Below are 12,962 nucleotides of genomic sequence, written 5' to 3' on the forward strand. Positions count from 1 at the left end.
CTCAACTCCGAAAGAAGACTATTTGGACGTAGTGGCAGGCGGCACCGTATAGCGCGTTGCATGGCTCCCGACGAGAGCCGATGAACGCACCGATGCTCCGGCCGCGATCAGCGCAGCGGTGATTTTCGCAAGGCCATCCGGGCCCGGAACCGAGATCAGCAAGGCGGCGCCGTCGGACGCGGTGTCGGGGACGGCGATAATCTCGGAAAACGGCGACAGCGCACGCGCGACATCCGCGCTCCAGCCGGACACGCGCACGCTCCACATCCCGACCTCGGTGACCATCGCATCGGCGGCGACGCGCGACACCACGAACACCGGCAGCGCGGCCGGATGATCGGCGCGCTCGACGAACGGCAGGCGCGCGATGATCTTCGGCGCGGCCGCAGGCTCGAGCGCGATCCACCACGGCAGACGGCTGCTGACCGCCGAGATCAACGCGAGATCGCCCTTTGACTTTGCAACGGCCTCCACCGCGGCTTCGGCATTGAAGTGCGCCAGAAACGGAACGGTAAAACCGAAATGAAACCGCGCCGAATCCCGCATCGCGGACTCGCCGGCAGACAGGTCGGCATGCACCGAGAACGGTGCCTGGACGTAAGTGAACGTCGAGATGATGACGCGCCAGATGCTCTCCACGGTGTCCAGCGGCAGTATGCCGCGATGACGCTGCACCAGACGGCGCATCATGTCGGCTTCGCGCGCGGGCCGGAACGCCGAGCCGACTTCCTGCGTCTTCTTCACCGAGATCAGGCGGTCGATGATGTCGCCGCGCTTCATCAGCAGTTCGTGCACCTGCTCATCGATGGAATCGATTTCGCGGCGCAGGTCCTGCAGTGATGGCGGTTGCTTGGTCATCGGTTCAACCTGGGTCCGAACGCGGCTTGCGGCGCGAAGGCCTTCCGGAATTCATCGAAAACGGGATTTGTCGGGCGCATTGATAGGCAGGAGAGCGCCTGAAAGCAAAGAAAACATTGGCAATTCCGGCCTCACACCAAAGCAGGGTGGCCTTGCGATGTCGCGGTGCAGCTTGACGAAAAGGCCGTTCGTGACTAGTAACTTAGCCATTCTGTGGTCATTTGAGCCGGCCGGCTTGCAGCCACGTTAAACAACTCGCTAAACAGGCCGGGGACATAAGTGATCCCGGCCGAACCTCGTTTCAGGCCGGGTTTTTTATGGCCTGATTTCCGATGTTGGTCTTCGCGACCTGCTGAGGAGGCCAGTAACAAGATGGTTAATGTCAAACCGTTGAAGAGTGATACTGCGGCCGCTGAACGCGCGCACGAGGCGGATCATCCGTCATCGCTGGTCGCGCAGTTCGGTGCGGACAAGCCGCTGCGGCTGGACTGCGGCATCGATCTCGCGCCATTCCAAATTGCCTATCAGGCCTACGGCCAGCTCAACGCCGACCGCTCCAACGCCATTCTGATCTGCCATGCGCTCACCGGGGATCAGCATGTCGCGAACGTCCACCCGGTCACCGGCAAGCGGGGCTGGTGGGAGACGCTGGTCGGCCCCGGCAAGCCGATCGACACCGATCGCTACTACGTCGTGTGCGCCAACGTGGTCGGCGGCTGCATGGGCTCCACGGGTCCGTCGTCGACAAATCCCGCCACCGGTAAGCTGTGGGGACTGGATTTTCCCGTCATCACCATTCCCGACATGGTGCGGGCGCAGGCGATGCTGCTCGATCATCTCGGCATCGACAAACTGTTCGCCGTGGTCGGCGGCTCGATGGGCGGCATGCAGGCGCTGCAATGGACGGCGGCCTATCCAGAACGCGTGTTCTCTGCGCTCGCGGTGGCGTGCAGCACGCGGCATTCGGCGCAGAACATCGCATTCCACGAACTCGGCCGTCAGGCAGTGATGGCCGATCCCGACTGGCGCGGCGGGCGTTATTTTGAGGACGGCGCCCATCCGCACCGCGGGCTCGGTGTTGCGCGCATGGCCGCGCACATCACCTACCTCTCCGACGCCGCGTTGCATCGCAAGTTCGGCCGCCGCTTGCAGGACCGCGAGGTGCCCACGTTCTCGTTCGATGCCGACTTCGAGGTGGAAAGCTATCTGCGCCATCAGGGCTCGTCGTTCGTCGAGCGCTTCGACGCCAACAGCTATCTCTATCTGACGCGTGCGATGGATTATTTCGACATTGCCGCCGACCACAATGGAGTGCTGGCGGAAGCCTGGCGCGGCACCCGCACGCGCTTCTGTGTGGTGTCGTTCACCAGCGACTGGCTGTTTCCGACGTCGGAGGCGCGTGCGGTGGTGCACGCGCTCAACGCCAGCAGCGCGCGGGTGTCGTTCGCGGAAATCGAGACCGACAGGGGACACGATGCGTTCCTGCTCGACGTGCCCGAGTTCATCGAGATTTCCCGCGCATTCCTGGAATCGGCTGCGTCGGCGCACGGCCTGACCTCGGCCAGCAGGTAGGAGCGCCAGGATGACAATTCAGGATCAGGCGTTCCGGCCGACCGCGGTTCTTCCCGTCACCGAGAACGGCTATCGCGCCGACCATCTGCTGGTCGCGCAGATGGTCGAGCCCGGCTCGCGGGTGCTCGATGTCGGCTGCGGCGAAGGCGATCTGCTGCGGCTTCTGGAAACACGCGGCGTCGACGGGCGCGGCATCGAACTGTCGCGCGAGGGCGTCAACCGCTGCGTCGCCAAGGGCCTCGCGGTGGTGCAGGGCGACGCCGACACCGATCTGATCAATTATCCCGACGACGCGTTCGATTACGTGATCCTGTCGCAGACCCTGCAGGCGACGCGCCAGCCGCGCGTGGTGCTGGAAAACCTGCTGCGCATCGGCCATCGCGCCATCGTGTCGTTTCCGAATTTCGGCCACTGGAAAATGCGTCTCCAGTTGCTGGTGAAGGGCCAGATGCCGCGCACCGACAATCTGCCGGCGACATGGTACGACACGCCGAACATTCATTTCTGCACCATCAAGGATTTCGTGCAGCTCTGTAACGAGATCAACGTCAACATGGAGCGCGCTGTTGCGCTCGATCTCTATGGCCGGCCGCTGCGGCTCAACGCACCGTGGTGGTTCTGGAACATGTTCGGCGAGCAGGGCGTCTTCCTGCTCACGCGCCGCGATTAATATTCGCGGCTTCAATGTGGCCATGTATGTTCGCATTCTCGCCGTGAAATGATCCCGTTATCGCCGCGAAATGAATCCGCGAGCGCCTTTTCCTGTCTTGCTCTCGTCACACCCACCCGTTTTTTGCGCTGCGGAATGTCGTTCGCGTGCGAACGATGGGCACAGGGGGTGTCACGAGGAATAATGGATGACTCTATCGCGTAAACTTCGCCTGCCACTTCGAGGCGCCGCGCTGGCGCTGTGTTCGGTGGCAATCGTCGCACTGGCAACTCCGGCTTCGGCGAGGCCGCATCACGGAGCAAGCCGGTACACTCACGCTCACCATTCCAAGCATCACGCCAGGAAGCATTATGGCCATAGCACTCGCCATCATGCGCGGCGCGGGCGTTACGCAGCGGCTGCGGAAGCGTCAGCTTCGCAGGGCTTCGGTGGCGGCTTCGGCGGATCGAATGTCGTCGCCGAAGCGCGGCGTTATATCGGCAGCGGAAATCCGACGGGCCGCTCCAGCCTCTGGTGCGCGCGCTTCATGAACATGGTTCTTGAGCGTTCCGGCCACAAAGGCACCGGCTCCGACATGGCGCGTTCGTTCGCGGGCTATGGCCAGCGCATCTCGGGCCCGCAGGTCGGCGCTATCGCGGTGATGTCGCGTGGCCGCCGTGGCGGTCATGTCGGGATCGTCAGCGGCATCGACCCCAAGGGCAATCCGATCGTGATCTCGGGCAACCATGGCCACCGCGTCGCCGAGGCCACCTATTCGCGTGGGCGGGTCTATGCCTACGTCATGCCGTCGAGCTGAGTTCTGTGATGGTATCGCCGGCGGCAATCGTGCCGCCGGCGATCACTTCGGCGTAGACGCCGCAATCGGCGTGATCGAACATTTGCATCAGTGCGTGCGGGATATTCAGGTCCCGTTCTGCGGTGACCGGATCGACATTGACGGCGGCACAGCGGACGATCCGCTTGATCACCTTGAGCCGCGTATCGCCGATCGTCAGTTGTTTTTCCAAGAGATCGAACTCGTGCCATGCGGGCCAGCCGCTGACATAGAGATTGCCGCGAAAGCGCAGCGGATTGACTGGCTGGCCGACGATGGTCTCAATGGCGGCCACGCTGGCCAGATTGATAATCGACACCACCTTGGCGGCGACGTCCGAAAAGCTGTGACCGGGCGCAGAGAGGACCTTCGGCGGCCCCTTCAACTCCGGCGAAAAATTCTCCGCGAAGAACATCTCGATGGCCGCGCGCCCTTCCGGCGTCTCCAGATTGCCGCGCGCGGCTTCCGCGCCGTTGTACCTGATCGTCAGAGTATTGCTGGCGTCGTCGAACCGGGTCTGAAGTCCGGCGAGACGCTCGTTCCGCATCAGCATTAAAAAGCGGATTTTCGGAAAATACTTCGGATTGGCAGGCTCGAAGCCGATCGGGCCGTTCTCGATCGCGTAGCGGCGGTCGGCGGGCAAGGTTCGGCCTGCCTGCAAGGCGACATCCGGGAGCAATTCCGGCGACAGGCCTTTGACGGGATAGCGATAGATGCTCTGGAGGGTTGCGGTGGTGTTTGTCATTCCCGGTTCTTAGGTGGATTCGCGGCTTCCCGCCACTTTCGCCGAATTTTCAGCCCTGCCTCTTTCACAGGCGCGCCGCAGTTCCCACATGACGCTCAGGCCGGTGCAACGCCGGTCCCCGCCACGGGTTGAGGAACGTCAATGCCGGCGGCGGAACCCCATTGAAGATGCTAATATCCGTGCCTTCGGGGCGGACAATGGCAGGCTGAGGGAAACCCGAAATGAACATTGAAAAATATACCGACCGTGTGAAGGGATTCATCCAGTCGGCACAGACGTTGGCCATGCGTGAGGGCCATCAGCAATTCACGCCCCTGCATATCCTGAAAGTGCTTCTCGACGACAGCGAAGGTCTTGCGGGCGGTCTGATTGATCGCTCCGGCGGCAACTCGCGCGCGATCCTGAAGGCCACCGAGGATGCGCTGGCGAAAATGCCGAAAGTGTCAGGCGCAGGAGCGGGACAGGTTTACCTGGCCCCGGCGACGGCGCGCGCTTTCGATGCCGCCGAGCAGGCGGCCGAGAAGGCCGGCGACAGCTTCGTCACCGTTGAGCGGCTGCTTCAGGCGCTCGCGGCCGACAAGGACAGCGACGCGGGCGCGCTGCTCGCCAAAGGCGGCGTCACGCCGCAGAATTTTAATGCTGCGATCAACGCCCTGCGCAAGGGCCGCACCGCTGACAGCGCGTCGGCGGAAAACGCCTATGACGCACTGAAGAAATATGCCCGCGACCTGACCCAGGCCGCACATGACGGCAAGCTCGACCCGGTGATCGGCCGTGACGAGGAAATCCGCCGCACGATTCAGGTGTTGTCACGCCGGACCAAGAACAATCCGGTGCTGATCGGCGAACCCGGCGTCGGCAAGACCGCCATCGTCGAAGGCCTCGCCCTGCGCATCATCAACGGTGACGTGCCGGAAGGTCTCAAGGACAAGAAGGTGCTGTCGCTCGACATGGGCGCGCTGATCGCAGGTGCGAAGTACCGCGGCGAGTTCGAGGAACGGCTGAAGGCTGTGCTCTCGGAAGTCACCAGCTCGGACGGCCAGATCATCCTTTTCATCGACGAGATGCACACGCTGGTCGGCGCCGGAAAAGCCGATGGCGCGATGGATGCGTCCAACCTGCTGAAGCCCGCGCTGGCGCGCGGCGAACTGCATTGTATCGGCGCGACCACACTCGACGAATACCGCAAGCATGTCGAGAAGGACGCCGCATTGGCCCGCCGTTTCCAGCCGGTGTTCGTCTCCGAGCCCACCGTCGAAGACGCGGTGTCGATCCTCCGCGGCCTGAAAGAGAAGTATGAGCTGCATCACGGTGTCCGCATCACGGATTCCGCGATCGTGGCTGCGGCAACGCTGTCGAACCGCTACATCACCGACCGCTTTCTGCCGGACAAGGCGATCGACCTGATCGACGAAGCCGCGGCGCGGCTGAAGATGCAGATCGATTCCAAGCCGGAAGAGCTCGACAACATCGATCGCGAGATCGTGCGGCTGAAGATCGAGCAGGAGGCGCTGAAGAAGGAAACCGATTCGGCGTCGAAGGATCGCTTGCAGCGGCTCGAGAAGGAGCTGGCCGACCTTGAGGAGAAGGGCGCTGCACTGACTGCGAAGTGGCAGTCGGAGCGTGACAAGCTGTCCAATGCCCAGAAGGTCAAGAGCGAACTGGAGCAGGCGCGCCAGGAACTCGCCGACGCGCAGCGTCGCGGCGAATTCCAGAAGGCGGGCGAACTGGCCTATGGCCGGATTCCCGAACTGGAAAAGAAGCTGAAGGCGCTGGAAGAAAGCGAGAAGGCCGGCAACGTCGTGCTCGAAGAGGCTGTCACGTCCAGCCATGTCGCGCAGGTGGTGTCGCGCTGGACCGGCATTCCGGTCGACAAGATGCTGGAAGGCGAACGCGAGAAGCTGCTCAAGATGGAGCTGCAGCTTGCGGAGCGCGTGATCGGCCAGGCCGAAGCTGTCAGCGCGGTATCGACTGCGGTGCGGCGTTCGCGCGCCGGCCTGCAGGACCCCAATCGTCCGATCGGCTCGTTCATGTTCCTCGGCCCGACCGGCGTCGGCAAGACCGAACTGACCAAGGCACTCGCCGAATATCTGTTCGACGACGAGACGGCGCTGGTGCGCATGGACATGTCCGAATACATGGAGAAGCACTCGGTCGCGCGGCTGATCGGCGCGCCTCCGGGCTATGTGGGTTATGACGAAGGCGGCGCGCTCACCGAAGCGGTGCGGCGCAGGCCGTACCAGGTGGTGCTGTTCGACGAGATCGAGAAGGCGCATCCCGATGTGTTCAACGTGCTGCTGCAGGTGCTCGACGACGGCCGCCTGACCGATGGTCAGGGCCGCACCGTCGATTTCCGCAACACGCTGATCATCATGACCTCGAACCTTGGCTCCGAATTTCTGGTCAGCCAGGGAGAGGGCGAGGATACGTCGGCGGTGCGCGATCAGGTGATGGCGGTGGTGCGGGCGAGTTTCCGTCCGGAATTCCTCAACCGTATCGACGAGATCATCCTGTTCCACCGGCTGCAGCGGACCGAGATGGGCCGCATTGTCGATATCCAGATGCGGCGGCTGCTGAAGCTGCTGGCGGATCGCAAGATCACGCTGACGCTCGATGACAAGGCGCGCGACTGGCTGGCTGCGAAGGGATGGGATCCGGCTTACGGAGCGCGTCCTCTCAAGCGTGCGATCCAGCGCGCGCTGCAGGACCCGCTGGCGGAAATGATCCTGTCCGGCCGCATCCATGACGGTGAAAACGTCGCCGTCTCGGCGACCGATGCGGGTCTGACCTTCAACGGTCAGCTTGCAAAGATCGATAGCGAGATGCCGCCGGTGCCGAAGAGCAAGCTGAACTAAGGACTGCGCACTCTGTCATCACGGGGCATAGCCGTTCGAAGAACGGTGTCGCTCCGCTGTCCCGGTGATCCCGATGGGTTGGGCACAATGCCCTATTCGTCGGGATGGCCGTGACAGGCCCGGCCATGAGCCGCGGAGGCGACAAACCCATGGATCACGGCGCTAGCCTCCCGACTGTTTTTAAGTCTTGTGCAGGGAGTATTTGTCGCGTCGTTTTGCTGGGCAATCAAAACCAGCATTGCATTCCACGCGCGATGCAAACGGCATGCGTTGCTTTAAACGAAAAATATTTGTCGTGAAATTTAGCGGTCGTTGGCCTGCGCCGTCTTCTGGCCCTTGGCGGCCTGCGGCTGCGGACGATTGACGCCGGGACGGTTGCTGATCATGCCGTCCAGCCGGTCGCGTTCGGCTTCAAAGCTCGCCAGCATCGGCCCTTCGAGGGAGCGGCCGCGCGGCAGCTTGATGCGCATCGGATCGACGAAGCGGCCGTTGACCAGAATTTCGTAGTGCACGTGCGCGCCGGTGGACAGGCCGGTCGAGCCGACAAAGCCGATCACCTGGCCCTGCCGCACGCGCTTGCCGGGCTCCATGCCCTTGGCGAACGCGGTCATGTGACCGTAGGCGGTTTCGTATCCGTTGGGATGCTTGACGCGGATATATTTGCCGTAGCCGCCTTCCCATCCGGCCTTTTCGATCACGCCGTTGCCCGATGCGAAGATCGGCGTGCCGTAAGGAGCCGCCCAGTCCACGCCGGTGTGCATCTTGGTGTAGCCGAGAATCGGGTGACGGCGGCCGCCGAAGCCGGAGCGCATGATGGCGTTGCTGACGGGTTTGCGGACCAGGAACTTCTTCGCGCTCTTTCCGGTCTCGTCGTAGTAGTCGACGATGGAATCGTCCGGCGCCTGGAAGCGGTAGTATTTCTTGGTTTCGCCGCCGACTGTGAGGGAGGCGTAGAGCACTTCGGTCTTTTCGTTGTTGACCGGTGTCTCGTCTTCGCCGGCGAAGAACACCTCGAACGAGTCGCCGGCCTGGACCTTGCGCTGGAAATCGACGTCGTAGGAGTAGATGCGGATCATGTCCTCGATGACGGTCGCCGGAACCTTGTTGCGCAGCGCGGTCTCGTAAATGCTCTGGTAGAGCCGCACGCCGGTGCCGTCATCATCGTCGTCATCGTCATTCGTGTTCGCGGTTTCGGTGACGGTGTTGAAGCTCTGGGGATCGACGGCGACGTATTTGCCGAGATCCGAAAGTGCGGCCACGGCTTCAATCGTGGTTTCGTTGGCGACGATCACCCGGACCGGCTGCTGGCGTTGAAGTCCCGGACCGGTGCCCGCCATCATGATGCGCAGCTTCTGGCCTTCCCTCAACCCGCCGTCGCGGCCGCGCGCGCCGAGATTGTTGGCGATGGCGAGGGCTTCGCCGGGGCTGGCGCCCAGATCGCGCAGGATCGACTGCACGGTGTCGCCCTTTTTGACGATGTGGATTTTTTCGCTGGAGGGGTTGCCGCCGGTGATCTGATCCTTGGTTTTCGGCAGCAGTGTCACGTTTTCCGGCACCACGCGGGTCTCGAAGCCGGCATAGGGATCCGGCGTGCCTTCCGCGGCGTAGGCCATCTTGAGATCGGTCGGCATGGTCGACGCATATTTGACGGCGCTGTTGCCGCGCCAGCTTGAAGCGTCGCGCACCCGCAGCAGCACCTCGTCGATCGCCACGCTGGCGGCGATCTTGGCCCGGGGAAGCACCTGGGCGAGGTCGCGCGTTACAAACGAGACTTCGGCATCCGGCTCGGCGGCATTGGGATTTTGCGAATCGTCGCCGTCCGCAGGGGCGGCAGTGCCGACATCGGTCAGCATGCGCTGGGCGTTGAAGGCGGGAACCTTGGCGGAAAGATCGCTGGTCGTCAGCGACAGGTTGCCGGCAATGCGGACGAACGGGCGTACCCGCATCACGTCGCGTCCGCCGGCGCGCACGGCTGTCGAAACGCGAATCACCTGGCGCGCGGCGGCCGAATCGCTGGGAGGCGGAAGACGGTCGCTCTTGCGTGCGACGGCGCCCTTGTCATTGGCGCCGAATGCGCCGCGCAGTGCGCCTTCGACGCGCTCAGGAACCTTGGCGAAGGTCATTTCGCCGTCGAGCGACGCGAAAACGGCGCCGCCGATCAAAGCCGCGCCGCACAGACCGGTGAGAATCGTGCCGCTAAACCACTGTACGGAGACGCGGCGGCGGTCGATGACAGCGGCTTCCGAACCGTCAACTGACAGCGGTGGCTCGTGACCGAGATCAATGATCCCGGCACGCCCGTAATTGCCCCCGCGTGACGTCCCGTGGTTCAAAACTGCCTTCCCCCCGCAAGTCTTCTCGTAGCAAGTCCAAGTCGTCTTCAGTGTCGTCGTCGGTCGTCGCTCAACGAGCTTCCAGTTCGCCGGTCGTGCGGCCCACATCCCAAGGTGGGACAGCTCGAGCCAATAGCGTCTGGTTATTTTGCCGTCACTGCCGTTTTCGTCGCGCGCCAAGGTGCTGGCGAAACGGGCCTGACGTCAATGCCACGCAACTCGTCGGTGTTTTTCATCCCAAGTCAGGCGACGATCCCAAGTCATCGCCAAAGTCATCGCCGAATCTTTCAACCTGACCGGCCAAACTATACTGGTATTTGTCCGGCCAAGGCATATTTCCTGTGCAGGACGTCGCAGGAATGTGGCTCAAGTACGGCGCGAACCCCTGATAAATCAGGACTTCTCAGCGATTCGATTTTCTTGGGTGCGTTGCGACGATTTTTTGACATGGGCGTTGACAAGCTCAGACGGCAGGGCCTATAACCCGACCACTGAGCGCGGCGGCGCCGGGGCCCACAGCCCAGGCAAGCTTCCGCGCCTGTCAAGCTCCTCTCCTAGACGAGTGAACAAACAGCCGATAGTTGTCGGTTGTCATTCGGCGTCGGATGGGTGGCAGGGTCTCTTTAAGTAGAGACCGAAAGATTTTTCGCCCGGCCACGGGCGAGTGAAACCCTCGGGTTTCGGGCTGTTTGACAAGTAAAGATGAAGAAAGAGAAACGTGGACGGCGGAGTCCTTGCGGGTCTCGGCAGGTTGGGAAACTTCGGTTTTTCAATTGGTTGAGACCGGACGAAAGACTTCGGCGGTACACGTTTTAAAGGTTACACCATCGTTGTCAGCGATGTGAATCGCAGACAGCATGTTGGCTTCGGCTAACAATGGTGGGACCTCGTCAAACGTTGTGATCAGCCGGTTTAAAGTTTCAAGTCCAACTTGAGAGTTTGATCCTGGCTCAGAGCGAACGCTGGCGGCAGGCTTAACACATGCAAGTCGAGCGGGCGTAGCAATACGTCAGCGGCAGACGGGTGAGTAACGCGTGGGAACGTACCTTTTGGTTCGGAACAACACAGGGAAACTTGTGCTAATACCGGATAAGCCCTTACGGGGAAAGATTTATCGCCGAAAGATCGGCCCGCGTCTGATTAGCTAGTTGGTGAGGTAACGGCTCACCAAGGCGACGATCAGTAGCTGGTCTGAGAGGATGATCAGCCACATTGGGACTGAGACACGGCCCAAACTCCTACGGGAGGCAGCAGTGGGGAATATTGGACAATGGGCGCAAGCCTGATCCAGCCATGCCGCGTGAGTGATGAAGGCCCTAGGGTTGTAAAGCTCTTTTGTGCGGGAAGATAATGACGGTACCGCAAGAATAAGCCCCGGCTAACTTCGTGCCAGCAGCCGCGGTAATACGAAGGGGGCTAGCGTTGCTCGGAATCACTGGGCGTAAAGGGTGCGTAGGCGGGTCTTTAAGTCAGGGGTGAAATCCTGGAGCTCAACTCCAGAACTGCCTTTGATACTGAAGATCTTGAGTTCGGGAGAGGTGAGTGGAACTGCGAGTGTAGAGGTGAAATTCGTAGATATTCGCAAGAACACCAGTGGCGAAGGCGGCTCACTGGCCCGATACTGACGCTGAGGCACGAAAGCGTGGGGAGCAAACAGGATTAGATACCCTGGTAGTCCACGCCGTAAACGATGAATGCCAGCCGTTGGAAAGTTTACTTTTCAGTGGCGCAGCTAACGCTTTAAGCATTCCGCCTGGGGAGTACGGTCGCAAGATTAAAACTCAAAGGAATTGACGGGGGCCCGCACAAGCGGTGGAGCATGTGGTTTAATTCGACGCAACGCGCAGAACCTTACCAGCCCTTGACATGTCTATGACCGGTACCAGAGATGGAACCTTCCCTTCGGGGCATAGAGCACAGGTGCTGCATGGCTGTCGTCAGCTCGTGTCGTGAGATGTTGGGTTAAGTCCCGCAACGAGCGCAACCCCCGTCCTTAGTTGCTACCATTTAGTTGAGCACTCTAAGGAGACTGCCGGTGATAAGCCGCGAGGAAGGTGGGGATGACGTCAAGTCCTCATGGCCCTTACGGGCTGGGCTACACACGTGCTACAATGGCGGTGACAATGGGACGCTAAGGGGCAACCCTTCGCAAATCTCAAAAAGCCGTCTCAGTTCGGATTGGGCTCTGCAACTCGAGCCCATGAAGTTGGAATCGCTAGTAATCGTGGATCAGCATGCCACGGTGAATACGTTCCCGGGCCTTGTACACACCGCCCGTCACACCATGGGAGTTGGTTTTACCTGAAGACGGTGCGCTAACCGAAAGGGGGCAGCCGGCCACGGTAGGGTCAGCGACTGGGGTGAAGTCGTAACAAGGTAGCCGTAGGGGAACCTGCGGCTGGATCACCTCCTTTCTAAGGATGAACCTTCAGATTGCTTCGGCAGCTATCGGTTCGTTTTAGAAACATCAGTGGCCAGTGATTGGATCAATCGCTGAGCTGCATTGGCGGGACACCGCCGTCTTCGTTTCTCTTTCTTCGCGGACGAACACGCGCCAGGGGCGGCGCTGCAGCGTCTTGTCATCAGACAAGGTGCGCCAGCTTGAGCCTCATATCCTTTAATGGACATGGTCGTTAGGGCTTGTAGCTCAGTTGGTTAGAGCGCGCGCTTGATAAGCGTGAGGTCGGAAGTTCAAGTCTTCCCAGGCCCACCACTTTGATTGCGCCATGCGTCTCTTCAGTCGGCTTTCGAGCATTCGTCTTCTGGAACGGGGGCATAGCTCAGCTGGGAGAGCGCGTGCTTTGCAAGCATGAGGTCGTCGGTTCGATCCCGTCTGCCTCCACCAGAGGCTGGGTTGCCGATGCGACAATGCGCGTCAAACAATCGTCCGCGAAACATCGTTTCGCATGCAGAATGTCTTCACCAAGACTCTGCCTGCGTGATTTCTGACATCGTAAAGAGAAGATCGATCCGAGCAGGATCGCCACAAAGCGTTTTGCAAAACTTGTTTTGCCTGGCGCCGGCGACAACCTTGCGCGTATCTCCAGATCATTTTCGGCGCTCAAGCATCGCGAGATGCGCGAGTTGTAAAATGATCTTTGTCGGCAACGCTTGA

At 61.2% G+C, this 12,962-nt stretch carries 7 protein-coding genes, 2 tRNA genes, 1 rRNA gene and 1 riboswitch; of the genes, 7 read left to right on the forward strand and 3 right to left on the reverse strand.

What is annotated here, in order from left to right; all coding sequences use genetic code 11:
* Positions 1-18: 18 nt before the first annotated feature.
* On the reverse strand, positions 19-858 hold the full coding sequence (locus HMPREF9695_RS00670) for a chorismate mutase (protein WP_006018829.1): 840 nt from the start codon (positions 856-858) through the stop codon (positions 19-21).
* A 203-nt stretch (positions 859-1,061) separates the two neighbouring features.
* Positions 1,062-1,141: riboswitch (SAM riboswitch) on the forward strand.
* Positions 1,142-1,230: 89 nt separating this feature from the next.
* Here HMPREF9695_RS00670 and metX point away from each other — a divergent pair.
* The 3 genes from metX to HMPREF9695_RS00685 all read left to right on the forward strand — a co-directional run bounded on the left by metX (position 1,231) and on the right by HMPREF9695_RS00685 (position 3,896).
* Positions 1,231-2,430, forward strand: a complete 1,200-nt coding sequence (gene metX, locus HMPREF9695_RS00675) for a homoserine O-acetyltransferase MetX (RefSeq protein ID WP_006018830.1) — start codon at positions 1,231-1,233, stop codon at positions 2,428-2,430.
* Positions 2,431-2,440: 10 nt separating this feature from the next.
* Complete coding sequence (metW, locus tag HMPREF9695_RS00680; RefSeq protein WP_006018831.1) at positions 2,441-3,100, forward strand: methionine biosynthesis protein MetW; 660 nt, start codon at positions 2,441-2,443, stop codon at positions 3,098-3,100.
* A gap of 187 nt (positions 3,101-3,287) precedes the next feature.
* A complete protein-coding gene (locus HMPREF9695_RS00685; protein ID WP_006018832.1) occupies positions 3,288-3,896 on the forward strand; it encodes a TIGR02594 family protein in 609 nt (202 codons plus the stop codon).
* On the opposite strand, the gene HMPREF9695_RS00690 is transcribed toward HMPREF9695_RS00685, so the two are convergent.
* A complete protein-coding gene (locus HMPREF9695_RS00690) occupies positions 3,880-4,659 on the reverse strand; it encodes an MOSC domain-containing protein (RefSeq protein WP_006018833.1) in 780 nt (259 codons plus the stop codon). The two genes, HMPREF9695_RS00685 and HMPREF9695_RS00690, sit on opposite strands and share 17 nt — an antisense overlap.
* 221 nt (positions 4,660-4,880) lie before the next feature.
* Here HMPREF9695_RS00690 and clpB point away from each other — a divergent pair, with 221 nt between their 5' ends.
* The gene (clpB, locus tag HMPREF9695_RS00695; protein ID WP_006018834.1) at positions 4,881-7,514 is read left to right on the forward strand and encodes an ATP-dependent chaperone ClpB; all 2,634 of its coding nucleotides are present in this window, start codon (positions 4,881-4,883) and stop codon (positions 7,512-7,514) included.
* Positions 7,515-7,816: 302 nt separating this feature from the next.
* Here clpB and HMPREF9695_RS00700 read toward each other — a convergent pair whose 3' ends face one another.
* Positions 7,817-9,847, reverse strand: a complete 2,031-nt coding sequence (locus HMPREF9695_RS00700) for a LysM peptidoglycan-binding domain-containing M23 family metallopeptidase (protein WP_006018835.1) — start codon at positions 9,845-9,847, stop codon at positions 7,817-7,819.
* A 927-nt stretch (positions 9,848-10,774) separates the two neighbouring features.
* Between HMPREF9695_RS00700 and HMPREF9695_RS00705 the strand changes: the two genes are divergently transcribed.
* The 3 genes from HMPREF9695_RS00705 (at position 10,775) to HMPREF9695_RS00715 (ending at position 12,692) form a co-directional block, all read left to right on the forward strand.
* Positions 10,775-12,261: ribosomal RNA gene (locus HMPREF9695_RS00705) — 16S ribosomal RNA — on the forward strand.
* A 222-nt stretch (positions 12,262-12,483) separates the two neighbouring features.
* Positions 12,484-12,560, forward strand: a tRNA-Ile gene (locus HMPREF9695_RS00710).
* Between the two features lie 56 nt (positions 12,561-12,616).
* Positions 12,617-12,692, forward strand: a tRNA-Ala gene (locus tag HMPREF9695_RS00715).
* Positions 12,693-12,962: the final 270 nt, after the last annotated feature.

This window comes from Afipia broomeae ATCC 49717, from assembly GCF_000314675.2.
Classification (GTDB): Bacteria; Pseudomonadota; Alphaproteobacteria; order Rhizobiales; family Xanthobacteraceae; genus Afipia; species Afipia broomeae.